The organism is Mycobacterium sp. MUNTM1 (assembly GCF_054660795.1).
Window position 1 is genome coordinate 57,927 of sequence record NZ_BAAGDE010000013.1, and the last position, 24,608, is coordinate 82,534.

Sequence of the window (24,608 nt, forward strand, 5' to 3'; positions counted from 1 at the left end):
CTCGCCGGCGTCCGCAGTGCTTGCGATGCCGTCGGGGCCCTGGTACTTTCCTGCTGCGCCCGCATCGTCGGGGTTGCGGGTGGCGCACACCTAATCGTTTTCACGTTCGGTGCGACAGCGCGCCGCCATTTTCTTGGGCAGCAGGAAATGCGTTCTTGGCGTGGGCGTCACGAGGCAAATCCGCGGGGTCGACCGTCGAGGGGTCGGTCGTCATCCGCGGAAATTGTTCTCCCGCGGGCCCCGCGCCAACTCGGCGAGGACCAGCTTCAGCACCAGCACCGCGCCCGCCTTATCGAGCGGGTCGTTGCCGTTGCCGCACTTGGGGGATTGCACGCACGACGGGCACCCCCGGGGGCACTCGCACGCTTCGATGGCGGCTGCTGTCGCACCGAGCCAGGTGCGGGCCTGGCGAAAGCCCCGTTCGGCGAATCCCGCGCCGCCCGGGTAGCCGTCGTAGACGAAGACGCTGGGCAGGCCGAGGGGACCGGGCCCCACGGCGGTGGACAGCCCGCCGATGTCGCCGCGGTCGCAGCTGGCCACCAGCGGCAGCAGCCCGATCGCCGCGTGTTCGGCGGCGTGCAACGCTCCCGGGATGCGCGTCGCCTCAATACCATTGCGCTGCAAGGCATCTTCGGTGATCGTGTACATAGCCGCCATGGTGGCCAGGATGTGTTCCGGCATGTCCAGTTCGATGAAGTCGATCACCTCCCCGGACAGCCTGCGGCGCAGATACCCCACCACCTGATGGGTGACCCTGACCGGCACCAGACCCAGCGTGACCGGCCCGAACGTCAGGCGCTCGCCGGTTCCGGTGACGGCGATGTCGGTGATCTCCCGCGCGAACGTCGCATAACCGGGGTCCTCGGCATGCACGAACGCGATGCCTTCCTCGGTGTCCAGCGAGTCCACCACGTAGCTGTCGCCCTGATGCAGGTACACCGCGCCGGGGTGGACCGTGGCCGGGGCCTGACCGGCGCCGGCGCTGCCCAGCAGCCTTCCGGTGTCGGCCTCCACGATGACGATCTGTCCGCCCGCCGAGCCCCGGATGTCCACCGCGGCATGGGGTTCCAGGCCGGGCACCGGAAAGTACTTGCCGCTGCGCCGCCGCAGCAGACCGTCGTCGACCAGGCCGTCGGCCACCTCGGTGGCGTCGAGGGCGCGCACCTCCGCGTCGTCCAGCGGCAGTTCGGTGGCCGCGCACAGCAGCTGCGGGCCCAGGATGTAGGGGTTGGCCGGGTCGATCACGACGCGCTCGACCGGCTTGTCCAGCAACGCGGCGGGGTGGTGCACCAGGTAGGTGTCCAGCGGATCGTCGCGGGCCACCAGCACCACCAGCGCGCCCTGGCCGCGCCGCCCGGACCGGCCGGCCTGCTGCCAGAATGACGCGACCGTGCCCGGGAAACCGGCGAGCACCACCGCGTCCAGCCCGGCGATGTCCACGCCGAGTTCCAGCGCGTTGGTGGTGGCCAGGCCCCGCAGCCGGCCCTCGGCCAGCGCCCGTTCCAGGGCGGTGCGGTCCTCCGAGAGGTAGCCGGCCCGATACGACGCGACCTGCCTGGACAGCTCCGGGGCGATGTCGTCCAGCCGCGCCTGCGCGCCGAGCGCGGTCAATTCCGCGGCGCGACGCGACCGCACGAACGTCAGCGTCTGAGCGCCCTCGGCGATCAGGTCCGCCATCACTCGCGCCGCCTCGGCACCGGCGGAGCGGCGCACCGGCGCGCCGTTCTCACCGGTCAGGTCGGCCCGCAGTGCGGGCTCCCACAGCGCCACCGTGCGGGCGCCCTGCGGTGAACCGTCCTCGGTGACCTCCTCGACCGGTAGCCCGATGAGTTCGGCGGCCGTCGCGCCCGGCGAATCCGTTGTCGCGCTGGCGAAGATCACCGTCGGCGACGACGAATAGCGGGCGCACAACCGCAGCAGACGGCGCAGCACCATCGCCACGTTAGAACCGAAAACCCCACGGTAGTAATGGCATTCGTCCACGATCACAAAGCGAAGACCACGCAACAGGACGCCCCAGCGGGCATGATTGCGCAAGATCGACAAATGGATCATGTCGGGGTTGGAGAACAACCACCGCGAGCGTTCCCGCGCGAAGCGTCGGACCTCGGTTGGGCTGTCGCCGTCATAGGCGGTGGGCGCGACGTCGTGCAGCCGCGGAATCGCCGCAGTGAGCGCGTGGGCGGCCCGCAATTGGTCGTGGCCCAACGCTTTCGTCGGCGACAGATAGAGCACCCGTGCTCGCGGGTCGGTCGCCAACGCGTTGAGGACCGGAAGCTGGTAGGCCAGTGACTTGCCCGAGGCGGTACCCGTGCTGAGCACCACGTGACGGCCCGCGTGCGCCAGGTCCGCGGCCGCGAACTGATGCGACCACGGTGATTTGATCCCACGGTCGGCGAAGGCGCCCACCACGTCGGGCTCGGCCCAGGCCGGCCAGTCCCGCGGCCGGCCGCTGCGCGGTGGCAGTTCGGCGACGTGACGCAGCGGATGCTCGTCCGGTGCCGTTCCGGCGAGCGCGGCGGCAAGCAGGTCGCTGCCGAAACTCGCCATCTCACTCCCTCGGTGAATCCATTGTGAAAGCGGCCTTCGCATCGGCCCTGCAAACGGCCTTCGAATCGGCGGCAGACACAAGTCTGTCGCCGACGCGATGAACATGGTTGACTAATTGCGGTCGCAGCTTCTGTGTTCGTGTAAAACTTTCGCAGGATCGACGTTGCGGCCGCGGTTCCTGCGAGGTTAATCGGTCGGGTGAAGTTCCGGCGACTCAGCGAGGTATGGCGGTCGTACCAGGCCCGGGGCATCGAAAAGCGATGCTCCGCACCCAGAAGAAAAGGAAAGATCGAGAGATGCCACAGGGAACTGTGAAGTGGTTCAACGCGGAGAAGGGCTTCGGGTTCATCGCCCCCGAAGACGGTTCCGCTGACGTGTTTGTCCACTACACGGAGATCCAGGGTTCGGGCTTCCGCACCCTCGAAGAGAACCAGAAGGTCGAGTTCGAGATCGGCCACAGCCCTAAGGGCCCCCAGGCCACCGGGGTCCGCTCCCTGTAGAGGCGAGCAGACCCCAACGGATGCCCCCCGTGCAGACCCGCCCATCGGGTCCGGCCGGGGGGTTTCCTCTTTTACCGGCGCGACCAGGTGTGCATCCCCGTCGGCCCCGGACGCCGCGCCGGTTGCCTCAAGACGTGGGCGGGCCCCCTGGCCTACTGTCGGTGGCGTGAGCCAGCTTTCCTTCTTTACAGCGGAGTCGGTGCCGCCCGCGGTCGCCGATCTTTCCGGGGTGCTGGCGGCGTCCGGGCAGATCGTCACCGTGGGTGCCACCGGTGAAAGTCAGGTCGCGGGTGCCCGGCTGTCGGTGGTCGTGGACCGGTCCTGGCGGGCCTCGGCGCTGGCCGAGATGATCCGGGAGGCGGGGCTGGTGGCCGAGATCAGCCGGACCGACGAGGACACCCCGCTGGTGCGCACCGCGGTGGACCCCTCGTTGACCACGCTGGCCACCGAGTGGACGCGCGGTGCGGTCAAGACCGTGCCGCCGCGCTGGCTGCCCGGGCCGCGCGAGCTGCGGGCGTGGACGTTGGCGGCCGGAAACCCGGAGGGCGAGCATTACCTGCTGGCATTGGACCCGCACGCGCCGGACACGCACTCGCCACTGGCGTCGGCATTGATGCGCGTCGGCATCGCGCCCACCCTGATCGGCACTCGCGGCGGCCGGCCGGCGCTGCGGATCAGCGGCCGCCGCAGGCTATCGCGCCTGGTAGAGAACGTGGGCGAGCCCCCCGGCGGCGCGGAGGCGCTGTCGCGGTGGCCGCGAGTCTAGGCCGGAGAAAACGCCCGAAATTGTGTCGGCGTTCCGGCATTTTCGCGGATGTCAGTTTGCGCAGGCCCGCCCAAGGGTGCGAAATTGTCAGGTGCCGCAGGGCGAAGGAACGGTCGCGTACCTGAATTTCACCGGAATTTTCGATGCCGACCTGTCATTCTTCCTGCAGGTGGTCTCGCAGGGGGGACCAATCAGAGATGGAGCGTAAGGGCAGTTGGCTGACCCGAAACTAAAGGACACCGGCAGCGGCGGGAATGGCAGCCGCCGGCGACTCGTGATCGTCGAGTCGCCCACCAAGGCGCGCAAACTGGCCAGCTACCTGGGTTCCAGGTACATCGTCGAGTCCTCGCGCGGTCACATCCGCGACCTGCCCCGGGCCGCCGCCGACGTGCCGGCGAAATTCAAGTCGGAGCCGTGGGCCCGCCTCGGGGTCAACGTCGACGCGGACTTCGAACCGCTGTACATCATCAGCCCCGAGAAGAAGAGCACGGTCACCGAGCTCAAGGGCCTACTCAAGGAAGTCGACGAGCTCTATCTGGCCACGGATGGTGACCGCGAGGGCGAAGCGATCGCCTGGCACCTGCTGGAAACCCTGAAGCCGAACATCCCGGTCAAGCGGATGGTGTTCCACGAGATCACCGAGCCGGCAATCCTCGAGGCCGCCGAGAACCCCCGCGACCTGGACATTGACCTGGTCGACGCGCAGGAAACCCGGCGCATTCTGGACCGCCTGTACGGCTACGAGGTCAGCCCCGTGCTGTGGAAGAAGGTTGCGCCGAAGCTGTCGGCCGGCCGGGTCCAGTCGGTGGCCACCCGGATCATCGTGCAGCGCGAACGCGACCGCATGGCGTTTCGCAGCGCCTCCTACTGGGATATCGTGGCCCAGCTCGACGCCAGCGTGTCCGACCCGCAGGCCTCGCCGCCCACCTTCACCGCCCGCCTGACCGGCGTCGACGGCCTGCGCGTGGCCGCCGGCCGCGACTTCGACTCGCTGGGGCAGCTGCGCAAGGCCAACGAGGTGACCATCCTCGACGAGGCGAGCGCGACGGAGCTGGCGGCGGGCCTGCGCGGCGCCCAGCTCAACGTCGCGTCGGTGGAGGAGAAGCCCTACACCCGGCGCCCCTACGCGCCGTTCATGACCTCGACGCTGCAGCAGGAAGCCGGCCGCAAGTTGCGGTTCTCCTCCGAGCGCACGATGAGCATCGCCCAGCGGCTCTACGAGAACGGCTACATCACCTATATGCGTACCGACTCCACGACGCTGTCGGAGTCGGCGATCAACGCCGCGCGCACCCAGGCCCGCCAGCTCTACGGCGCCGAATACGTGTCCCCGTCGCCGCGCCAGTACACCCGCAAGGTCAAGAACGCCCAGGAGGCCCACGAGGCCATCCGGCCCGCGGGCGAGACGTTCGCGACCCCGGACGCGGTGCGCCGCGAACTCGACGGCGACGAATTCCGCATCTACGAGCTGATCTGGCAGCGCACGGTGGCCTCGCAGATGGCCGATGCCCGCGGCACCACGCTGAGCCTGCGGATCAACGGCCAATCCGGCGGCCGGGAGGTCGTGTTCTCGGCCAGCGGCCGCACCATCACGTTCGCGGGCTTCCTGAAGGCCTACGTGGAGACGGTTGACGAATTGGCCGGCGGCGAGGCCGACGACGCCGAGAGCCGGCTGCCGCAGCTGACCCAGGGCCAGCGGCTGGACGCCATCGAACTCACCCCCGACGGACACGCCACCAACCCGCCGGCGCGCTACACCGAGGCGTCACTGGTGAAGGCGCTCGAAGAGCTGGGCATCGGCCGCCCGTCGACGTACTCGTCGATCATCAAGACCATCCAGGACCGCGGCTACGTGCACAAGAAGGGCAGCGCGCTGGTGCCGTCCTGGGTGGCGTTCGCCGTAACCGGTTTGCTGGAACAGCATTTCGGCCGCCTCGTCGACTACGACTTCACCGCCGCGATGGAAGACGAGCTGGACGCGATCGCCGCGGGCAACGAGCAGCGCACCACATGGCTGAACAACTTCTACTTCGGCGGCGAGCACGGCGTGCCGGAATCGATAGCCCGCTCCGGCGGCCTGAAGAAACTCGTCGGCGTCAACCTGGAAGGCATCGACGCCCGAGAAGTTAACTCCATCAAGCTCTTTGACGACGAGCAGGGCCGGCCGGTCTACGTCCGGGTGGGCAAGAACGGGCCGTACCTGGAGCGCATGGTGACCGGCGACCCCGATGATCCCAGCGGCGAACTGAAACCGCAGCGGGCCAACCTCAACGATTCGCTGACGCCCGACGAGCTGACGCTGGAGGTGGCCGAGCAGCTGTTCGCCACGCCGCAGGAGGGCCGCGTGCTGGGGGTGGACCCGGCAACGGGTCACGAGATCGTCGCCAAGGACGGCCGTTACGGGCCATACGTTTCCGAGGTCCTGCCGGAGCCGCCGCCCGGCGACGACGACGGCAGCGCCGCGCCGGCGAAGAAGGGCAAGAAGCCCACCGGCCCCAAGCCGCGCACCGGTTCGCTGCTGCGGACCATGGACTTGCAGACGGTCACGCTCGAGGACGCGCTGCGGCTGCTCTCGCTGCCCCGGGTGGTCGGCGTCGACCCCGCCACCGGCGAGGAGATCACCGCGCAGAACGGCCGCTACGGCCCATATCTGAAGCGCGGCACCGATTCTCGATCGCTGGCGACCGAGGAGCAGATGTTCGACATCACCCTCGAGGAAGCGCTCAAGATCTACGCCGAGCCCAAACGCCGTGGCAGGCAGGGCGCCGCCGCGCCGCCGCTGCGTGAGCTGGGCGCCGATCCGACGACGGGCAAGCCGATGGTGATCAAGGACGGCCGGTTCGGCCCGTACGTCACCGACGGCGAGACGAACGCCAGCCTGCGCAAGGGCGACGACGTCGTCTCGATCACCGACGAGCGCGCCGCGGAACTGCTGGCCGATCGCCGGGCTCGTGGCCCGGCGAAGCGCCCCGCCAAGAAGGCCACCCGCAAGGCCCCGGCCAAGAAGTCCGTGGCCAAAAAGGCCGCCAAGCGCGGTTGATCCGGCTCAGTAGCCCGGGCCGATGGCCTCGCCGGACATCTCTTCGGCGCGAGCCTGAGTGGGCTCCGACTCGGCAATTCCGGCCAGGTTCACCGGACGCGCCAGTTGGGTGGGCGCCCGACGGCCGCGCAACTCGACCACCTCGCCGACGTCCCAGCACAGGGCCTCGGCGTCCAGCGCCCCGCTGACCGCGATGGCCGATGCGAGCACGTGGCCGGGTTCCAGCTTGGCGAGTTCGGTCAGCCGGGCGGCCTCGTTGACCGGGTCGCCGATCACCGTGTACTCGAAGCGGGCCTGCGCGCCGATGTGGCCGGCGATGGCCCGCCCGGATGACACCCCGATGCCGAACTCCGCCGAGCCGATCACCGGCAGCAGCGCGTCGTGCAATTCGCGGGCCGCGGCCAGCGCGCCGCCGGGCGAGTCGGGGTGCTCGATAGGCGCGCCGAAAATTGCCAGCGCGGCGTCCCCCTGGAACTTGTTGACGAAACCACCATGCTTGCCAACGGTTTCCACCACCACCCGGAAGAACTCGTTGAGCAGGTGGACGACCTCGGCGGGCGGCCGGGTCGAGGCCAGCTGGGTGGAGCCGACCAGGTCCACGAACAGCACCGCGACATCGCGCTCCTGGCCGCCGAGCTCGGTGCCCCGTTCCAGCGCGCGGCGGGCCACGTCCTCGCCGACGTAGCGGCCGAACAGGTCGCGCAGCCGCTGCCGCTCGGACAGGTCGCGCACCATGTCGTTGAAGCCCGCCTGCAGCAGGCCCAGCTCGCTGGCGTCGTAGATCTGCATGTGCGCGTTGTAGTTTCCGCGCTGCACCTCCGAGAGCGCCCAGCGCAGCTGGCGCAGCGGGTCGGCGATCGACATGGCCACCAGCAGCGTGCTGACCAGCCCGATGCCCAGCGCGGCGCACGCCAGCAACAGGATGGGGGTGAACAGCTTCTCCGGCGTGGCGTGCAGCAGCGAGGTCTTGTCGGCCACCACCGCCAGCACGATCGCCAGCACCGGCACGGCGGTGGACAGCATCCAGGTCAGGATCTGCCGCAGGATGACGCCGGGCGCCTTGACGTTCTCGGGCACCCCGCTGCGCAGGGCGGCCACCGCCACGGGCCGCAACACCCGCTCGGACTGCAGGTAGCCGATGATCGAGGTGGCCGCGGCCCCGAGCCCGGTGGACACCGCGACCACGGGCGCGGCGAATCGGGCCACCGACCAGCTGGCGATGATGAACACCACGCTGCCGATCGCCCAGGCCACGATGCTGATCAGGGTGCGGTAGAACGGCATTCGCAGCGCGCGGCTGCGGGCCAGTTCGGTGGCGGCCGGGTCGGCCTCGGCGAGCATGTTGTCGCGGCGCTGCCACCGGAACACCGGCATCAGCAGCCGCAGCGTCACGGCCAATCCGGTGAGGAAGACGACCACCAGGGCGGTGGCGAAGATCGCCAGGTTCAGCACCGGCAGATCCTGCAACTGGATGCGGTCCTCGGGCGGCAGCGCGTAGCGGAGGAAGCCGAGCACGAACAGGGCGCCGATGATGTCGGCCTGCAGCATGCTGAGCGAGAACAGCGGCCACGGCGTGCGCATCACCCAGCGGACGAATGCGCTGATCCGCCCCGGTAGTGCCGCCGCCGTTGTCACTAACCCACCGTATCGGTCACCGCCGACCTCCCGGAAACTTAATAACGATCTCGGCAGGTCGTTCGGGTGCCCTCGCCGACGCCGAAGATAACGAAATGGTCGCGGTACGGTGGCCGTTCGGTATCTGTCGGCGCCGCCACTACTGTTACCGGTGATGTCCGGGGTGTTTACGCGGCTGGTAGGCCAGGACGCGGTGACGGCCGAGCTGCTGTCCGCCGCCAGAGCCGCTCGCGGTGACTCAGGCCACAGTGACGCGGGCGCCGGGACTATGACACATGCGTGGCTGATCACCGGTCCGCCCGGTTCGGGGCGCTCAGTGGCGGCGTTGTGCTTCGCCGCCGCGCTGCAGTGCACCTCAGACGGGGAGCCGGGGTGCGGCCGCTGCCACGCGTGCACGACGACCATGGCCGGCACCCACGCCGACGTGCGGCGGGTGATTCCCGAGGGCCTGTCCATCGGCGTCGACGAGATGCGATCGATCGTGCAGATCGCGTCGCGGCGCCCCGCCACCGGGCACTGGCAGATCGTGGTGATCGAAGACGCCGATCGGCTGACCGAGGGCGCCGCCAACGCCCTGCTGAAGGTGGTCGAGGAACCGCCGCCGTCGACGGTGTTCCTGCTGTGCGCGCCGTCGGTGGATCCCGAGGACATCGCCATCACGCTGCGCTCCCGGTGCCGGCATGTGGCGCTGGTGACGCCGTCGACCGAGGCGATCGCGCACGTGCTGGTCGACAGCGACGGCCTGAGCCCGGCCACGGCGAGCTGGGCGGCGTCGGTCAGCGGCGGGCATGTGGGGCGGGCGCGCCGGCTGGCCACCGATCCCGAGGCCAGGGAGCGCCGGGAGCGGTCGCTGTCGCTGGTGCGCGACGCCGCCACCCCGTCGCGGGCCTACGCCGCCGCCGAAGAGCTGGTGGCCGCGGCCGAGGCCGAGGCCGTCGTGCTGACCGCCGACCGCGCCGAGGCCGAGACCGAGGAGCTGCGCACCGCCCTGGGCGCAGGCGGCACCGGCAAGGGCACCGCGGGCGCGATGCGCGGCGCGGCCGGGGCGATGAAGGACCTTGAGCGACGGCAGAAGTCGCGCCAGACCCGGGCCTCGCGCGACGCCCTGGACCGCGCGCTGATCGACCTGGCCACCTATTTCCGGGACGCGCTGATGACCTCCGCCAGCGCCGGGGAGGTGCGGGCCAACCACCCCGACATGGCCGAGAAGGTCGCGGCGCTGGCCGCCCACGCCCCGCCCGCGCGGCTGCTGCGCTGCATCGAAGCGGTGCTCGAGTGCCGCGAGGCACTGGCGATCAACGTCAAGCCCAAGTTCGCCGTCGACGCCATGGTCGCGACCATCGGCCAGGAACTGCGCGACTGATTTCGTGGTGCCCGCCCGCCTGCCGTAGACTCGTGCCGCCCGGCGTGCGGGTATGCCGCCTTAGCTCAGTCGGTAGAGCGATTCACTCGTAATGAATAGGTCGGGGGTTCGATTCCCCCAGGCGGCTCCATAGCTTCCCGGGACGCCGAGCGTCACGCCAGCGTGACCGTCGGCACCGAGCGTCACGCCGGCGTGACGGCGAGCCAAGCGGTCAGGCGGGCGCCACGAAGCCCACCGGGCCCGACGCGATGCACAACGCCAACGCGGTGGTGTTGGCGCGCACGGTGATCGCGTCGCCGGCGCCGGGCAGCCTGGCGAAGACCCGGTTGAGTCCGGGGTGCAGCGGCACCTTGACCTCGGGACCCTGCGTCATCTTCAGCGTCATCGAGCCGTCGCTGTTGGCCAGGTAGTTCAGTTCGACGGTCCAGTCGGCGGGCAGCAGCGGGCCGTCCAGGATCAGGCGGGCCGGCTTGTCCGGCTGGGCGAAGTAGCCGCACTGCGGCATCGGCCCGGGCACGATGGTCCGCACCCAGGTGACCCGCGCCTTGATCAACCGGCCCGAGCGGTCGAACATGCGCAATTGCGTTGTCGCGGGCGCGAATTCGGGCCTGTCTCGCAGCAGCGCGAACAGGTGGCTGGCCAGGTTCTCCGGTGCGGCCACCCGCTGCAGCACCAACGGATCGACCTCCTGGTCCAGCAGCGGCGGGTCCGCGGCGGCGTGGGCCGCGGCCAGAGCGGCCCGGGCGTTGCGCAGATAGGGCTCGGCCGGATTGTCGCGCCAGCTGGTCAGGAACGTCGCCGTCGAGCGCAGGCTGCTGGCCGCGAACAACACCGCCAACATCGCGACCACCGCGGTGCGCTTCGGCGAGGCGTCCAGCCACCGGGGCCCGGCCCGCCGGTTGGGGGCACACAACGCCACGGCGGCCAGTAGCGCCAGCACCACGACCAGATCCGGCAGGTAGCGCAGCGTTTGCGCGAGTTCCAGCGCGGTCTGCCTCGACGACCGCATCAGGTAGATCGGCACCTGGCAGGCGACGGCGTAACCGACGGCGATCAGCCAGACCGGCCCGATGCGCTCCTTGCGCACCAGCGACACCGCCAGGATGGTCGCCAGCACCAGCCAGCCCAGCGCCATGACCGACGGCGGGGGCGTCGCCCAGGGCGAGGCCGGAGCCCACCGGTCCCAGTGCCACGGCCCGCCGGCCAGCCCCGGCACGATGCCGTGCGTGAGCGAGCGCATCAGCAGCCGGCCCGTCATCGACAGGTCGGAACTCCACCGCTGCTGGTTGACCACGGCCAGATACAGTGCGATCCAGGCCGCGGTGAGGACCAGCGCGGCGGTCCACAATCGCAGGCCGGCGCGCCACACCGTCGCCAGCGCCGACGCCAGGCTCCGATCTCCGGTGACGTGGCACAGCAGCGCGGTCACCGCGAACGCGACGAACGGGATCACCGCGGCCTTCTCGAAGAACAGCAGGCCGCCGAAGTAGACCAGCACTGCGGTCACGGCGTACCGCTGTTTGCCGGTGCGCACCAGCAGGATGGCGTCTGCGCACACCCAGGCCAGCGCGGCCAGCATCGGCAGCGAGTTCAGCGCCGCCGCCCACCACGCGAATCCCGGCACGGCCAGCGGCGTGAACAACGCGAACGTCAACGGGATCAGCAGGACCGGCCGCCAGCCCAGGATGACGCACAGCGCGCGCAACAACGCCAGCGACGCCAGCAGCTGCAGCACCAGCAGGCTGACCGCCGGCCAGGTCCAGTTCAGCGGCGCGAGCCGGATGATGGTGCCCGCGACCAGAAATGCCCCGGGCATGACGTGCCCGTCGTGGTCGTCGAACAGGTACGACGGCGCGAGCAGGTTGTGGGTGCCGGCCTTGCCGATGAGGATCAGGTCGTCCCAGTAGAAGTAGCCGCCGAACGCCAGCACCGCCCGCACCGCCAGCTGCACCGCGATGAGCGCGGCGGCCGCGGTCGCTATGTATGGTGGGCCGGTGCGTGCACTGGTTACCGGGGCGGCCGGATTCATCGGCTCGACGCTAGTCGACCGTCTGTTAGCCGACGGTCATGCGGTGGTGGGGCTGGACAACTTCGCCTCCGGCCGCGCGACCAACCTCGAGCACCTGGCCGACAATCCGGCTCACGTCTTCGTCGAGGCCGACATCGTGACCGCCGACCTGGAGGCTATCCTCGCCGAGCACCGACCGGAGGTGGTGTTCCACCTGGCGGCCCAGATCGACGTGCGGCACTCGGTGGCCGACCCGCAGTTCGACGCCTCGGTCAACGTCATCGGCACGGTCCGCCTGGCCGAGGCGGCCCGCCGGGCGCAGGTCCGCAAGATCGTGCACACCTCCTCGGGGGGTTCCATCTACGGCACCCCGCCGCGATACCCCACCAGTGAGGACGACCCCACTGATCCTGCTTCGCCCTACGCCGCCGGGAAGGTGGCCGGCGAGATCTACCTGAACACCTTCCGCCACCTGTACGGTCTGGACTGCTCGCACATCGCGCCGGCGAATGTCTATGGCCCACGCCAGGATCCGCACGGCGAGGCCGGCGTGGTGGCGATCTTCGCCCAGGCGCTGCTCTCGGGTAAGCCCACCAAGGTCTTCGGGGACGGCAGCAACACCCGCGACTACGTCTTCGTCGACGACGTCGTGGACGCCTTCGTCAGGGCGGCCGGAGACGCCGGCGGCGGGCAGCGCTTCAACATCGGCACCGGCATCGAAACCTCGGACCGCCAATTGCATTCGGCGGTGGCCGCCGCTGTCGGGGGACCCGATGATCCGGAGTTCGCGCCGCCGCGGCTTGGCGACCTCAAGCGGTCCTGCCTCGACATCGGTTTGGCCGCAAAGGTTTTGGGCTGGAAACCGAAGGTCGAACTGTCCGACGGGGTGGCCCGCACCGTGGAATTCTTCCGGCGGGCTCAGGCCGGCTAGCCCCCTTCGGGCGCCTGCGCGGAGTCCATCGCCACCGCCCGGGCCAGCCGCGCGTAGCGCAGCTCCAGGTCCTTGAACCGCATGTAGGTGCTGAGCGTGGTGAAGCAGAACGCCATGATCAGCGCGTAGAGCATCAGGTCGGTGCCGCGGCGCACCCCGAACCAGTGCGCCACCACCGTGGTGTCGTCGGGCCGCAGCACGGCGTAGATGCCGGCCAGCACGAACACGACGTAGCCGACCTTGACCCACGCCTTCGACCGCGAATTGCGGCGCGACCGCAGCAGATACACCAACAGCGCGACGATCGATCCGATCAGCAGCACTTGGATCCAGTTCATGGAGTCCTCCCTCGCAGGAACCCGTCGAAAATGATGTTGACACCGTTGAGCAGGGGCTGCCCCTTCGACCTCGAGTACTCGGTGTAGAGCACCTCGATCGGCTCTTCGGCGACGCGCCATTGGTTTTCGTCGATCAGCATGATGAATTCGTTGGCGTGGCTCATGCCGCTCATGGTGATGTCCAGGCCGTCGGCGACCTTTTTGTTGAACACCCGCAGCCCATTGTTGGTGTCGGTCAGGCCAAGTCGGCGGCCGCGCCGGCTCAACCGGGCGGCGGTCTGCAGCACGATCCGCTTGACGAACGGCGGCCGGGCGCTTTGTTGCGTGCCGAACCGGGTGCCGATGACGACGTCCACATCGCCGGCCCGCAACCGGTCGACCATGGTCGCCAGGTCCTTGACGCGGTGCTGGCCGTCGGCGTCGAAGGTCGCGAAAATCTGGGCCCCGGGCTGCCTGCGGGCATACTCGACGCCGGTCTGGATGGCGGCGCCCTGCCCGAGGTTGATCGGATGCCGCACCAGATGGGCTCCGGCCCGCAGCGCGATCTCGCCGGTGCCGTCGGCGCTGCCGTCGTCCACGCAGACGACATGGTCGAACACCGAGCGCACGTCGGCGACCACCTCGCCGATGACAGCTGCTTCGTTGAAGGCGGGAATGACGACCCAGACGACCGAATAATGCGTTTCAGTACCCATCTAAGCCCACAAGGTACACGCTGGTGCAGGTCATATCAGCCGGTAGAGCGCGCGGCGCGCGACAGCGCCAGCAGATGGACGCCGATCCCCACCACCGGTCCGCACAGCAACCCGACCACGGTCCGGGTCTGCAGGGACAACGGCAGCAACAGCAGCAATCCCGACCCGACCGTGGCGCTCACCCAGCCCAGCGAGTAGGCGCGGTGCAGCGCGGCGGCCACCGCCGCCGCCCCGGTCAGCGTCAGCATGGCGATCGCCACCGCGGCCGCGGTCAGCCACGCCAGCAGCGCGCTGCTGGCGTGGTACTGCGGCCCGAACGCGACCCGCAACAGCCACGGACCCACCAGGCCCGCGGCCAGCACCCCGACCGCGCCGATCGCCCCGACGATCGCCGCCGGGGCGAGCAGCGCGCGGATCCGGTCGCTGCGCTCGTCGACGAAATGGGCAATCAGGTTGCCCTGCATGGCCGTCAGCGGCACCAGCAGCGGCGCGCGGGTCAGCGTGACGGCCAGGATGATCACCCCGCCCTGCGCGCCGAGCTCGGCGCTGGTCAGCTTCAGCAGCACCGGAAAACCCATCACCAGGATCGCGCTGGCGCCGGCCGCGGTGATCGAATGCGCCGCGCCCCGAAGAAAGGTCGCGGTGCCGCCCGGCGTCAGCAGGCGGGCCGTGGCCCTGGTCGCCGGCGAGGCGACCAGCAGGAGCAGCCAGGCGACCGCGCCCGCCACCGTCGCCCACAGGAAGCCGACCAACCGCCAGCCCAGCGCCACGGTGGCCGCGGCCACGAGCACCCGGATGACGGCGTCGGTCACCATCAGCGCGCCGTAGCGGGTCCACTGATTGGTGCCGGCCAGCATGCCCAGCAGGGTGGCATGCACGCAGAACCCGGCCAGCCCGACGGACAGCAGCGCCACCGACAGCAGCCGCGCCTCAACGAACACCCGCCCGCTCCACAGCGGGGAGCTGCCGGCGATCAGGACGGCCGCGGCGACCCCGACCAGCATGGCGACGCGCATCGGGTGGGTGCGGGGCTTGCCCGGCGCGGGCCGGGCGGTCAGGTCGGCGATGTAGGGCCCACCAACCGAGCACGAGCGCACCTCCCGGGTGGTTTCCTGCAGCAGGCCGTTGGCCGCGCCGGTGACCAGCCCGAACGCCCCCCAGAACACGCCGAATATCGAGAAGCCGCTCGGCGCCAGGTCACGAGCGGCCAGATAGATCACCGCGTAGCCGCACAGCGCCGTCACGGCGGTGGCGGTGCCGACCCGGGCCATGCTGCCGCGCGCCACCGGCCCCTGCGAGGCGCTGATCTCGGTCATCGGGTCGGCGGCGGTTTCGGCCGACTGCCCCGAGGTTTCGCCACAATTTGAAAATTCTATGCGGCCCGCAGCGACCGCCCATCCCGGCGATGCGGTTCGCTAGTGTGATCGGCGGTCGGAAAGGATCCATGTCCGCGTTGCGCACCTTCGGGGTCTCGCTGGTGGTCACCGCGGCGGCCCTGTGCCTCGGGTATGCCTACGGCGGCTTCAAAGGTCTGTATCTGCTGCTGGTGCTGGCCGCCCTCGAGGTGTCGCTGTCGTTCGACAACGCCATCATCAACGCTTCGATCCTGAAGCGGATGAGCCGCTTCTGGCAGCGGATGTTCCTGACGATCGGGATCCTCGTCGCCGTGTTCGGCATGCGACTGCTCTTCCCGCTACTCATCGTCTGGGCGACCGCGGGGCTGGAACCGGTGCGCGCGATGGGGCTGGCGCTGCATCCGCCGCCGCACGGCGCGCTGGAGTTCCCGGACGGCTCGCCCAGCTACGAAAAGCTCGTCATCGCAGCGCATCCCCAGATCGCCGCGTTCGGTGGCATCTTCCTCTTGATGCTGTTTCTGGATTTCGTCTTCTATGACCGAGACATCAAGTGGCTCAAGTGGATTGAAATCCCCTTCGCGCGCATCGGCCGATTGGGGCAGGTGTCGCTGGTGGTTGCCGCTCTGGCGTTGGTGTTGGTCGGCACGCGGTTGACGCACTCGAGTGACGAGGCGGCCACGGTGCTGACCGCCGGGCTGCTGGGCATGGTGACCTATCTGGTGGTCAACGGACTGAGCCGGGCATTCCGGCCGGCCCCCACCGACACCGGCACGGCCGGCGCGGCGACGCGCTGGGCCGGCCTGGCCCTGTTCGGTTACCTCGAGGTCCTGGACGCCGCCTTCTCCTTCGACGGCGTCACCGGCGCCTTCGCCATCACCTCGGACCCGATCATCATCGCGCTGGGGCTGGGACTGGTCGGCTCGATGTTCGTCCGGTCGATCACCATCTATCTGGTCCGCCAGGAGGCGCTGGGCCGGTTCGTGTACCTGGAACACGGCGCGCACTGGGCGATCGGGGCGCTGGCGGTGATCATGCTCGCCTCCATCGAGCCGAAGTTCGAGGTCCCCGAGGCCGTCACCGCCTCGGTCGGCGTGGTCTTCATCGCGGCGGCGCTGGGCTGGAGCATCCTGCGCAATCGCCGCGAGGCCCGCGCCGAGGCCGAGCCCGTCTAGGCCTCGATCTGCCCGGCGATGCGCTGTTCGATGGCGGTCCGGGCGGGCGCGGGAAGCGCGATCAAACGGTCGAGCTCCTTGGTCGCCCGCGCGTAGGCGTTCTGGCGTTCCTCGCGCGTCGCCGCCTCGTCGTTAGCCAGGTGCAGCAGGTTCTGGGCGCGTGCCAGCCGCTGCTGGTCGTCGGCCGAGAAGTCGCTGCGCCGCCGCCGGATCGCCTCGGCCTCGGCGATCTCGAACGCGCTGAGGTACTCGTGGACGGCATCGCGGTAGTCCAGCAGCGCGTCCCGGTCGCCCACCAGGGCATCGGGCGGCTCCGGCCGCAGCAGGTCGGCGCGCCGCTTCGCCTTGTGGAACGCGATGGTGAGCGGGTCGCGCATGTTGGTCATCAACGGGAAGTCCAACAGCTTCGCGAGGTCGACCTCGTAGTCGAACCACCGCGCGTCGGTACGGTCGTGCGCGGCAACGAGCTTGGCGAGTTCCCGGCGGTCGGCTTGCTCGTGGGTCCGCCCCCGCCCGGATGCCTCGGCCACCGCGATCTTGGCCTGCTGCTTCAGCCGGTAGCGCTCCATCCGGCGCTCGGCCCGGCGCTCATTGGCCGCGCCGATGGCCCGAAGCCCGCCGCCGATCACACCGCCCAGCGGGAAAACCAGCCACCAGAAGTTCGCGGCGAAATGCAGCACCGGGGTCACATCGCCAGGATGCCACCGAGAATCCCGCGGCGGCGCGGGCGCGATTACGCCGACAGCGTCAACGCGCCGGCGTGGTTCAGTGCCCTTCGGCCTTGAACCGCTCGATCGAGCGCTGGATCTCCGCTTCGGCCTCTTCGCGGCCGACCCAGTCCGCGGCCTTGACGAACTTGCCCGGTTCCAGGTCCTTGTAGTGCACGAAGAAGTGCTTGATCACGTCGAGCTCGAACTCCGAAACGTCGCCGATGTCCTGGACGTGGTCCCAGCGGTGGTCGCCGGCCGGCACGCACAAGACCTTGTCGTCGCCGCCCTTCTCGTCGGTCATCCGGAACATGCCCACCGGGCGGGCCTCCACGATGACGCCGGGGAACACCGACTGCGGCAACAGCACCATCGCGTCCAGCGGGTCGCCGTCCTCGCCGAGGGTGTCCTCGATGAAGCCGTAGTCGGTCGGGTAGGCCATCGCGGTGTACAGGTAGCGGTCCAGACGTAGCCGTCCAGTCTCGTGGTCGACCTCGTACTTGTTCCGCTGGCCCTTTTGGATCTCGATGGTCACGTCGAATTCCACCGCGTCGGCTCCTTGTCTGTTAGGCAGGCCAATTTTGCTCTGCTACACCCTAGTCGAGCGCATCGCCGCTGATTCGGCAGAATGGGTGCAGACAGTCAGGAGAGTGATGGCCCGTACTCGCTGGCAAAAATCCACCCCAGTGCTCATCGGGTTGGGCGTGCTGGCGTTTGTCGCCGCCGTAGTGGTGGCGGCAACGTTTTTCACCACGACCGGACACGGCGCCAACAGTGCGCATGCCCCGATCCCGCCGCCGCACGCGCCGACGGTGAAGCCGGGCATGGTCCCGGTGAGCGACACCGCCGAGCTACCCAGCGGACCCGGCGTCGCCGCGATGCTGGCGCCGGTAGCGGGCGACCCGAACCTGGGCCGGCTGGGCGGACGTGTCACCGACGCCATCACCGGAAAGGAGCTGTGGCAGGTCGGCGGCGACATGCCGCTGGTGCCGGCCTCGACCAACAAGGTGCTCACGGCGGCCGCGGCCTTGCTGACACTGGACCACCAGGCCCGGATCAGCACCCGCGTGGTGGCGGGCAGCCAAAACGCCCAGGGACCCGTCGTGCTGGTGGGCGCGGGTGACCCGGTGCTGTCGGCGGCGCCGCCCGGCGTGGCCACCTGGTACCGGGGGTCGGCGCGCCTGTCCGACCTGGTCGAACAGATCCGCCGCAGCGGCGTGACGCCGACTGCGGTGCAGGTGGACACCTCGGCGTTCAGCGGGCCGACGATGGCGCAGGGCTGGGACCTGGCTGACGTCGACAACGGCGACATCGCGCCGATCGAGTCGGTGATGATCGACGCCGGACGCATCCAGCCGTCGACGGTCAACTCGCGGCGGTCCCGGACCCCGGCCTTGGATGCCGGCCGGGAGCTGGCCAAGGCGCTGGGACTGGACCCCAACGCGGTGACGACCGTGACCGCGCCGTCCGGGGCCCGGCAGCTGGCGGTCGTGCAGTCGGCGCCGCTGGTCCAGCGGCTGTCCGAGATGATGGATCATTCCGACAACGTGCTGGCCGAAAGCATCGCACGTGAGGTGGCGGCCGCGATCAACCGGCCGCGCAGCTTCGCCGGCGCCGTCGACGCGGTGACCAACCGGCTGACCACCGCTCACGTCGACACCGCGGGTGCGACCCTGCTGGATTCCAGCGGGCTCTCGGTCGACGATCGCCTGACGGCCAAGACGCTCGACGGCGTGCTGCAGGCCGCCGCGGGGCCCGACCAGCCGTCGCTGCGGGCGCTGCTGGATCTCCTCCCGATCGCCGCCGGCAGCGGGACGCTGGCCGACCGCTTCACCGACGCCTCCACGGCGCAGGGCCCGGCGGGCTGGCTGCGCGCCAAAACCGGCTCGCTGACCGGCATCAACGCGCTGGCCGGGGTGCTGACCGACCGCAGCGGCCGGGTGCTCACCTTCGCGTTCCTCTCCAACGACGCCGGCCCGAACGGCCGCAACGTGATGGATGCCCTGGCCACTCGGTTGTGGTCCTGCGGGTGCTCATGACGCCGTCGCCGGACCTGACGCTGGGTACCGCCGTCGACTGGCGGTTCGCGGCCACCGTCGGGCGGCGGCTGGCGCGTCCGGGCCCGCCGTCCAGCGACTACACCCGCCGCCAGGTGATCGACGAGCTCGCCACCGCGTCCACCAAAGCCGAACCGCTGGTGCGTGACGTCACCGGCCTGGTCACCAACGGCCAGGTGCCGGCCGCGCGCATCGTCGACCGCCCGGACTGGATCGGCGCGGCCACCGAGTCGATGCGGGTGATGATGAACGGCGCCGAGAAGCCGCGCGGGTTTTTCACCGGCCGCGTCACCGGCGCGCAGACCGGCGCCGTGCTGGCCTACGTGTCCTCGGGGATTCTCGGCCAATACGACCCGTTCGCCGCCGACGACGGAGCCAGGACCGGCTGCCTGCTGCTGGTGTATCCCAACGTCATCGCGGTCGAGCGGCAGCTTCGGGTCGAGCCGTCCGATTTCCGGCTGTGGGTGTGCCTGCACGAGGTGACCCATCGCGTGCAGTTCACCGCCAACCCCTGGCTGCCCGACTACATGTCGCAGGCACTGGGCCTGCTGACCCGCGACGCCGGTGAGGACATGGGGCAGGTGATCAGCCGGCTCGCCGACTATGCCCGCAACCGCGGCGCCGGAACGCCGGACTCCGACGCCAACTCGTCGGGCATTCTCGGGCTGGTGCGCGCGGTGCAGTCCGAACCGCAGCGGCAGGCGCTGGACCAGCTGCTGGTGTTGGGCACCCTGCTGGAGGGCCACGCCGACCACGTCATGGATGCCGTCGGGCCGATGGCGGTGCCGTCGGTGGCCACCATCCGCCGCCGGTTCGACGAGCGCCGCCACCGCAAGCAGCCCCCGCTGCAGCGGTTGTTGCGCGCACTGCTGGGCCTCGACGCCAAGCTCAGCCAGTACACCCGCGGCAAGGCGTTCGTCGACCACGTGGTCGGCCAGGTGGGGATGGCCCAGTTCAACGTCGTCTGGAGCGGCCCCGAAACCTTGCCGCTGCCCGCCGAGATCGAAGAGCCTCAGCGATGGATCGACAGGGTGCTGTAGGCCGGCTCCGCTCGGCCGTCGAGGCGTTCGGCAAGACCCACCTCGCCACCGTCGAACCGTGGTGCGTGGCGCTGTCCGGCGGTCCCGATTCGCTGGCCCTGACCGCGGTGGCGGCCCCGCTGCGGCCCACCACGGCGGTGATCGTCGACCACGGCCTGCAACCCGACTCGGCGGCCGTCGCCGAGGCCGCCCGGGCGCAGGCCGTCGCGTTGGGATGCGTTGCGGCTCAAGTGATCCGGGTTCAGGTGGGCAACCGGGGCGGTCCCGAGGCGGCGGCGCGCGCGGCCCGCTACGCCGCGTTGAGCGCCTATCACACCGGCCCGGTGCTGTTGGGCCACACGCTCGACGACCAGGCCGAGACCGTGCTGCTGGGGTTGGGCCGCGGGTCCGGGGTGCGCTCGATCGCCGGGATGCGCCCCTACGATCCGCCGTGGTGCCGGCCGTTGCTGGAGGTCCGGCGCGCGGTGACGCACGCCGCCTGCGCGGAGCTGGGGCTGACCCCCTGGCAGGATCCGCACAACGCCGACCGCCGCTTCACCCGGACCCGGCTGCGCACCGAGGTGCTGCCGCTGCTGGAGGACGTGCTGGGCGGCGGCGTGGCCGAGGCGCTGGCCCGCACCGCGACGTCCTTGCGGGAGGACTCCGAGCTGATCGACGCGCTGGCCGCCCGGGCGCTGCCCGACGTCAAGGCGGGCTCCGGCCTGCGGGTGCAGGCGCTGGCGACACTGGACGCCCCGGTGCGGCGCCGGGTGATCCGGGCCTGGTTGTTGGCCGGGGGCGCAACGAACCTGACCGACAGGCAGATTCGCGGGGTCGACGCCCTGGTCACCGGATGGCACGGGCAGGGCGGAGTGGCGGTCGGGTCCTCGTTGCCCGACGAGCGATTGTTCGCGGGCCGCCGCGACGGCGTGCTGACGCTGTGGCGCGAGCCGGTCGGCAAACCGATCCACTAGCCGCAATATCGGGGCTGCCGTTGGTTATTCGCCCGCCGTCGTGGCACTCTGTGGGCGTGGCCCAGATCTCCTCGGCGATCACCCCTGCCAAACCCGGGGAGCTGTACCCCGGGGATATCAAGTCTGTCCTGCTGACGTCGGCGCAAATTCAGGCGCGAATCGCCGAACTCGGCCACGAAATCGGCGAGAGCTACCGCGACGCCGCGACCGAGACGGGCCAGGACCTGCTGCTGATCACCGTGCTCAAGGGCGCTGTGATCTTTGTCACCGACCTGGCCCGCGCGATCCCGCTGCCCACCCAATTCGAATTCATGGCCGTCAGCTCCTACGGGTCGTCGACGTCCTCCTCGGGCGTGGTGCGGATCCTCAAGGACCTGGACCGCGATATCGAGGGTCGCGACGTGCTGATCGTCGAGGACGTCGTCGACTCGGGCCTGACGCTGTCCTGGCTGCTGCGCAACCTCAAGACGCGGCACCCGCGTTCGCTGCGGGTGTGCACGCTGCTGCGCAAGCCCGACGCGCAGGGAGCCCACGTCGACATCGCGTACGTGGGCTTCGACATCCCCAACGACTTCGTCGTCGGCTACGGCCTCGACTACGACGAGCGCTACCGCGACCTGTCCTACATCGGCACCTTGGACCCCAGGGTCTACCAGCAATAGATCCGCCGATTCGTCGGCCTCAGTCCAGTGGCGGCGACCCGTCCGCCTGGTTGGCGGTATGCCCCCAGCGCCCGGCTTGGACATTGCTGCCGCGTCCGCGGCAGCGCCGCTAGTCCAGCTCCCACACCGCGGTCACCGAGAAGTTCACGGTCTGCTGGCCGGGCTCCAGCGGCACCATCGACGGCATGGCCCGCGGCGCTCCGACCGGCGGCGGGGTGTTGCCGGTGGCCTCCGAGATGGACAGCACCCGGCCCAGCCGCAGCCCGGATAGCTGGGCGTACTGGTCGGCGCGGTTCTTGGCGTCGTTGAAGGCCCGCGCCCGGGCGTCCTTCACCAGCTGGGAATCGTCGGCGATGGAATAGCGGACGGACTTGATCCGGGTGGCATCGCCGCCCGTGCCGACGATGAGGGCCAGCAGGCGCGAGGCGGCATCCGTCGGGTGAATCTTGACCGCGATGGCGTTGGTGGCGCGATACGCCGTGATGGCGGCGGTGCCGCTCGGCACGGGGCTGTTGTATTCCGGTGACAGGGTGACCTCGGTGGTGCTGATGTCCTTGCGGTCGATGCCGGCGCCGGTCAATGCGTTGATGACCGCCTGTTGACGGTCGTTGGTCTGGTTCATCGCCGTGGTGACGTCGGGCGCGGTGAATTCGATGCCGACGTCGGCGGTCAGGGTGTCCGGGACGCCCTGCATCTGACCGGTGCCCACGACCGTGACCTGACGGGGGTTGGCTCCGGGAGGCGGGTTGTGTTTGTCGCAGGCCGAGATCGCTGCGACCGTCAGGCCGGCCGCGGCCACGGCGATCGATCGGCGGATGAACTTCGAGGCGTTCGTTGCGACCGGCATGCCTGGCACCCTAGCCGCTGGGCCGCCGTCTGTGTGAGCGAACTTCGCCCCGGTGTGCGGGGCCGTCGTCGATGGCGTGACCGGCGAGGTCGGCTATCAGCGCGAAAGAATATGTGCAACAGCAGAATTAGCCTCATACCAGCCTGCTGGCAAAGCCTAAAGGACGCCACTGCAGCCTCATATAGGTTCATATATGGCTCCAATCATATTGGTTTGTAATAGTTTTCATGCGAATTCCAAATGTTGCAGCATTTCAGATCAGCTAAGTGAACAGTTTCCGTCCCGGTGATGAATTGGCCCGTCTCGGGCTGTCGTATCCGGACATACCTGCCCTAACGTGTCGAGGCGTCCGATTCGGCACGGCTCTCGGCGCCGAGAACTATTGATCTGAAAGGGTTTTGAGAAAAGATGTCCTTCTTGATGGCGCAGCCGGAGTTACTGGGTGCCGCTGCCCGCGAGCTGCACAGAATCAATGCGTCCGTGCGCGAAGGAAGTTCCGCGGTGGCAGCCACCACGACCATGGTGCCGCCCGCCGCGGCAGACGCGGTCTCGATTCTGACTGCGCAACAGTTCTCCCGGCACGGCCAGCTCTTCCAGGAGATCAGTGCGCAGGCTGCGGTAGTTCGTGAGCAGTTGGCGACAATGCTTGGCATCAACGCTGGTTCGTACGCCGCCACGGAGATCGCCAATACCGCCGCGGTCGGTTAGGCCAGCACACGATGCTGGACTTCGCGCAGTTGCCGCCGGAGATCAACTCCGCGCTGATGTATTCGGGACCTGGCTCGGCGCCCCTGCTGGCTGCCGCGGCGGCCTGGGACGGTTTGGCCACCGAGTTGGATTCTGCGGCATCCGCCTATGGGTCGATGGTCGCTGGCCTCACCGACGGACCATGGCAGGGGCCGGCCTCGTCGGCGATGCTGACCGCGGTTGTCCCGCAGGTGGCGTGGTTACGCGCTACGGGCGGGCAAGTGGAACAGGCCGCCCTGCAAGCGGTGGCGGCGGCGGGTGCCTACGAGTCGGCGTTCGCGGAAACGGTTCCGCCGCCGGTGATAGCGGCGAACCGGGCGTTGCTGATGGAGTTGCTGGCGACGAACTTCCTCGGGCAGAACACGCCGGCTATCGCGAGTGCCGAGGCGCAATACGGCGAGATGTGGGCCCAAGACGCCGCCGCGATGTATGGGTATGCCGGTACGTCGGCCGCGGCGTCGACGTTGCCGCCATTCGCGCCGGCCGCATCCGTTACCGACCCGTCCGGCGCCGCTCGTCAGGCCGCGGCGGTCGCCCAAGCGGCGGGCACCAGCGGAGGTGAGAGTGCGCAGGCGCTTGACGCGGTGCCCCGAACGCTATCGGCGCTGGCCGGGTCGACGAACAATCCCGCGCTTTCCCTGGGGGGAATCAGCCTGAATCCCGAAGGCGACGGCCTCGTGGTGAGCGGCCCGTTGGGTGATCTCCTGGAGGGCCTGACCGGATCGCAAACCCTGGATGCCAGCACACCTTTCGACGCCTTCATCCGGTTGATTTCTCCGACGCGGCTGTTCACCACCTCGTTCAAAGACATCCAGAGCCTTGCGCAGGGCTTCATGCCCGCCGCGAAGTCCGCGGCCGAGGGCGTCGCCAAGGCAGCGGAAGCGGCTGTCCCCGCGGCCGTGTCGGGCGCCGGCCTGGGTTCGGTGGGCGCGATCGGCGGAGCCGTGGGCAAGGCGGCGTCAATCGGTGGCCTATCGGTGCCGGCGGGCTGGGCGACCGCGGCGCCGACGGTGCCTGCGGTTGCCGTCGCGCTCAACGGCGCCACCACCGCGGGGGCGGTGGAACGTGCCACCAATACGGTGGGTGGGGTGCCGATGGCGCCTGTCGGCGGGGCGGGACGCGGCGGCGCGGCCCACTTCGTCACTCCCCGATACGGTTTCAAGCCCACCGTCATCGCACAACCCCCGGCGGGAGGCTGATCAGAAGATCAGAAGGGTGGATCGTCGGCCCGACCGACGACCC

The 24,608-nt window shown here is 69.7% G+C and carries 21 protein-coding genes and 1 tRNA gene; 13 read left to right on the forward strand and 9 right to left on the reverse strand.

The genetic code is table 11. The features are described 5' to 3' along the window. Positions 1–210: 210 nt before the first annotated feature. Positions 211–2,550, reverse strand: a complete 2,340-nt coding sequence (locus tag ACYQ8K_RS09920) for a DEAD/DEAH box helicase (protein ID WP_459968466.1) — start codon at positions 2,548–2,550, stop codon at positions 211–213. A 296-nt stretch (positions 2,551–2,846) separates the two neighbouring features. On the opposite strand from ACYQ8K_RS09920, the gene cspA reads away from it, so the two are divergent. The 3 genes from cspA to topA all read left to right on the forward strand — a co-directional run bounded on the left by cspA (position 2,847) and on the right by topA (position 6,856). After that, entirely contained in the window at positions 2,847–3,050 is a 204-nt protein-coding gene (gene cspA / locus ACYQ8K_RS09925) for a cold shock protein CspA (protein ID WP_007772268.1), read from the forward strand. A gap of 166 nt (positions 3,051–3,216) precedes the next feature. Next, positions 3,217–3,816 (forward strand): hypothetical protein, encoded by a 600-nt coding sequence (locus ACYQ8K_RS09930; protein WP_459968469.1) that lies wholly within the window; start codon positions 3,217–3,219, stop codon positions 3,814–3,816. 214 nt (positions 3,817–4,030) lie between these two features. Then, positions 4,031–6,856, forward strand: coding sequence for a type I DNA topoisomerase (gene topA / locus ACYQ8K_RS09935; protein ID WP_459968470.1), 2,826 nt, complete (start codon positions 4,031–4,033; stop codon positions 6,854–6,856). 6 nt (positions 6,857–6,862) lie between these two features. Here topA and ACYQ8K_RS09940 read toward each other — a convergent pair whose 3' ends face one another. Then, positions 6,863–8,491, reverse strand: coding sequence for an adenylate/guanylate cyclase domain-containing protein (locus ACYQ8K_RS09940; protein ID WP_459968472.1), 1,629 nt, complete (start codon positions 8,489–8,491; stop codon positions 6,863–6,865). 154 nt (positions 8,492–8,645) lie between these two features. Between ACYQ8K_RS09940 and ACYQ8K_RS09945 the strand changes: the two genes are divergently transcribed. Both ACYQ8K_RS09945 and ACYQ8K_RS09950 read left to right on the forward strand, forming a co-directional pair. After that, positions 8,646–9,854 carry a DNA polymerase III subunit delta' gene (locus ACYQ8K_RS09945; protein ID WP_459968473.1) on the forward strand — a complete coding sequence of 403 codons (1,209 nt, stop codon included), beginning with the start codon at positions 8,646–8,648 and terminating at the stop codon, positions 9,852–9,854. 54 nt (positions 9,855–9,908) lie between these two features. After that, positions 9,909–9,984, forward strand: a tRNA-Thr gene (locus tag ACYQ8K_RS09950). A gap of 81 nt (positions 9,985–10,065) precedes the next feature. Here ACYQ8K_RS09950 and ACYQ8K_RS09955 read toward each other — a convergent pair. Continuing rightward, positions 10,066–11,883 carry a hypothetical protein gene (locus ACYQ8K_RS09955; protein ID WP_459968475.1) on the reverse strand — a complete coding sequence of 606 codons (1,818 nt, stop codon included), beginning with the start codon at positions 11,881–11,883 and terminating at the stop codon, positions 10,066–10,068. Here ACYQ8K_RS09955 and ACYQ8K_RS09960 point away from each other — a divergent pair. Continuing rightward, positions 11,849–12,793 carry an NAD-dependent epimerase/dehydratase family protein gene (locus ACYQ8K_RS09960; RefSeq protein WP_459968476.1) on the forward strand — a complete coding sequence of 315 codons (945 nt, stop codon included), beginning with the start codon at positions 11,849–11,851 and terminating at the stop codon, positions 12,791–12,793. The genes ACYQ8K_RS09955 and ACYQ8K_RS09960 overlap by 35 nt on opposite strands. Here the strand turns inward: ACYQ8K_RS09960 and ACYQ8K_RS09965 are convergent. From ACYQ8K_RS09965 to ACYQ8K_RS09975, 3 genes are read right to left on the reverse strand one after another with little or no spacing between them, the layout of a single operon-like run. Further along, the gene (locus ACYQ8K_RS09965) at positions 12,790–13,131 is read right to left on the reverse strand and encodes a DUF2304 domain-containing protein (RefSeq protein WP_448293791.1); all 342 of its coding nucleotides are present in this window, start codon (positions 13,129–13,131) and stop codon (positions 12,790–12,792) included. The genes ACYQ8K_RS09960 and ACYQ8K_RS09965 overlap by 4 nt on opposite strands. Next, positions 13,128–13,826, reverse strand: coding sequence for a glycosyltransferase family 2 protein (locus ACYQ8K_RS09970; protein WP_459968478.1), 699 nt, complete (start codon positions 13,824–13,826; stop codon positions 13,128–13,130). The genes ACYQ8K_RS09965 and ACYQ8K_RS09970 overlap by 4 nt, the downstream gene beginning before the upstream one ends. Positions 13,827–13,861: 35 nt before the next feature. Then, on the reverse strand, positions 13,862–15,142 hold the full coding sequence (locus tag ACYQ8K_RS09975; RefSeq protein ID WP_459968480.1) for a hypothetical protein: 1,281 nt from the start codon (positions 15,140–15,142) through the stop codon (positions 13,862–13,864). 128 nt (positions 15,143–15,270) lie between these two features. Here ACYQ8K_RS09975 and ACYQ8K_RS09980 point away from each other — a divergent pair, with 128 nt between their 5' ends. Further along, positions 15,271–16,353, forward strand: a complete 1,083-nt coding sequence (locus tag ACYQ8K_RS09980) for a DUF475 domain-containing protein (RefSeq protein ID WP_459968482.1) — start codon at positions 15,271–15,273, stop codon at positions 16,351–16,353. Here ACYQ8K_RS09980 and ACYQ8K_RS09985 read toward each other — a convergent pair. Together ACYQ8K_RS09985 and ACYQ8K_RS09990 are read right to left on the reverse strand one after the other, a co-directional pair. Next, a complete protein-coding gene (locus ACYQ8K_RS09985; RefSeq protein ID WP_459968484.1) occupies positions 16,350–17,042 on the reverse strand; it encodes a hypothetical protein in 693 nt (230 codons plus the stop codon). The two genes, ACYQ8K_RS09980 and ACYQ8K_RS09985, sit on opposite strands and share 4 nt — an antisense overlap. 76 nt (positions 17,043–17,118) lie before the next feature. Next, the gene (locus ACYQ8K_RS09990; protein WP_459968486.1) at positions 17,119–17,607 is read right to left on the reverse strand and encodes an inorganic diphosphatase; all 489 of its coding nucleotides are present in this window, start codon (positions 17,605–17,607) and stop codon (positions 17,119–17,121) included. Positions 17,608–17,713: 106 nt separating this feature from the next. On the opposite strand from ACYQ8K_RS09990, the gene dacB reads away from it, so the two are divergent. Genes dacB through hpt form a run of 4 tightly spaced genes read left to right on the forward strand, consistent with a single transcriptional unit; the run spans position 17,714 to position 21,772 of the window. Beyond that, complete coding sequence (dacB, locus tag ACYQ8K_RS09995; RefSeq protein WP_459968488.1) at positions 17,714–19,099, forward strand: D-alanyl-D-alanine carboxypeptidase/D-alanyl-D-alanine endopeptidase; 1,386 nt, start codon at positions 17,714–17,716, stop codon at positions 19,097–19,099. Beyond that, the gene (locus ACYQ8K_RS10000; RefSeq protein WP_459968490.1) at positions 19,096–20,157 is read left to right on the forward strand and encodes a zinc-dependent metalloprotease; all 1,062 of its coding nucleotides are present in this window, start codon (positions 19,096–19,098) and stop codon (positions 20,155–20,157) included. Before dacB ends, ACYQ8K_RS10000 begins: the two co-directional genes overlap by 4 nt. Next, complete coding sequence (gene tilS / locus ACYQ8K_RS10005) at positions 20,136–21,110, forward strand: tRNA lysidine(34) synthetase TilS (RefSeq protein WP_459968492.1); 975 nt, start codon at positions 20,136–20,138, stop codon at positions 21,108–21,110. The genes ACYQ8K_RS10000 and tilS overlap by 22 nt, the downstream gene beginning before the upstream one ends. A gap of 50 nt (positions 21,111–21,160) precedes the next feature. Next, a complete protein-coding gene (gene hpt / locus ACYQ8K_RS10010; protein WP_459968494.1) occupies positions 21,161–21,772 on the forward strand; it encodes a hypoxanthine phosphoribosyltransferase in 612 nt (203 codons plus the stop codon). A gap of 109 nt (positions 21,773–21,881) precedes the next feature. Here the strand turns inward: hpt and ACYQ8K_RS10015 are convergent, their stop codons facing one another. Beyond that, positions 21,882–22,619, reverse strand: coding sequence for an SIMPL domain-containing protein (locus ACYQ8K_RS10015; protein ID WP_459968496.1), 738 nt, complete (start codon positions 22,617–22,619; stop codon positions 21,882–21,884). A 408-nt stretch (positions 22,620–23,027) separates the two neighbouring features. Here ACYQ8K_RS10015 and ACYQ8K_RS10020 point away from each other — a divergent pair, with 408 nt between their 5' ends. Next, positions 23,028–23,327 (forward strand): PE family protein, encoded by a 300-nt coding sequence (locus ACYQ8K_RS10020; protein ID WP_459968498.1) that lies wholly within the window; start codon positions 23,028–23,030, stop codon positions 23,325–23,327. Between the two features lie 11 nt (positions 23,328–23,338). Next, positions 23,339–24,565: a PPE family protein gene (locus ACYQ8K_RS10025; RefSeq protein ID WP_459968500.1), complete on the forward strand. Its 1,227-nt coding sequence runs from the start codon at positions 23,339–23,341 to the stop codon at positions 24,563–24,565. Positions 24,566–24,608 lie beyond the last annotated feature (43 nt).

Excerpts from the sequence above, each read along its gene's own strand:
- ACYQ8K_RS09920 (WP_459968466.1), bottom strand. The coding sequence starts at position 2,550 with ATGGCGAGTTTCGGCAGCGACCTGCTTGCCGCCGCGCTCGCCGGAACG.
- cspA (WP_007772268.1), top strand. The coding sequence starts at position 2,847 with ATGCCACAGGGAACTGTGAAGTGGTTCAACGCGGAGAAGGGCTTCGGG.
- ACYQ8K_RS09945 (WP_459968473.1), top strand. The coding sequence starts at position 8,646 with ATGTCCGGGGTGTTTACGCGGCTGGTAGGCCAGGACGCGGTGACGGCC.
- ACYQ8K_RS09955 (WP_459968475.1), bottom strand. The coding sequence starts at position 11,883 with ATGAATCCGGCCGCCCCGGTAACCAGTGCACGCACCGGCCCACCATAC.
- ACYQ8K_RS09965 (WP_448293791.1), bottom strand. The coding sequence starts at position 13,131 with ATGAACTGGATCCAAGTGCTGCTGATCGGATCGATCGTCGCGCTGTTG.
- ACYQ8K_RS09970 (WP_459968478.1), bottom strand. The coding sequence starts at position 13,826 with ATGGGTACTGAAACGCATTATTCGGTCGTCTGGGTCGTCATTCCCGCC.
- ACYQ8K_RS09975 (WP_459968480.1), bottom strand. The coding sequence starts at position 15,142 with ATGACCGAGATCAGCGCCTCGCAGGGGCCGGTGGCGCGCGGCAGCATG.
- ACYQ8K_RS09980 (WP_459968482.1), top strand. The coding sequence starts at position 15,271 with ATGTCCGCGTTGCGCACCTTCGGGGTCTCGCTGGTGGTCACCGCGGCG.
- dacB (WP_459968488.1), top strand. The coding sequence starts at position 17,714 with ATGGCCCGTACTCGCTGGCAAAAATCCACCCCAGTGCTCATCGGGTTG.
- ACYQ8K_RS10000 (WP_459968490.1), top strand. The coding sequence starts at position 19,096 with ATGACGCCGTCGCCGGACCTGACGCTGGGTACCGCCGTCGACTGGCGG.
- tilS (WP_459968492.1), top strand. The coding sequence starts at position 20,136 with ATGGATCGACAGGGTGCTGTAGGCCGGCTCCGCTCGGCCGTCGAGGCG.
- ACYQ8K_RS10015 (WP_459968496.1), bottom strand. The coding sequence starts at position 22,619 with ATGCCGGTCGCAACGAACGCCTCGAAGTTCATCCGCCGATCGATCGCC.
- ACYQ8K_RS10020 (WP_459968498.1), top strand. The coding sequence starts at position 23,028 with ATGTCCTTCTTGATGGCGCAGCCGGAGTTACTGGGTGCCGCTGCCCGC.
- ACYQ8K_RS10025 (WP_459968500.1), top strand. The coding sequence starts at position 23,339 with ATGCTGGACTTCGCGCAGTTGCCGCCGGAGATCAACTCCGCGCTGATG.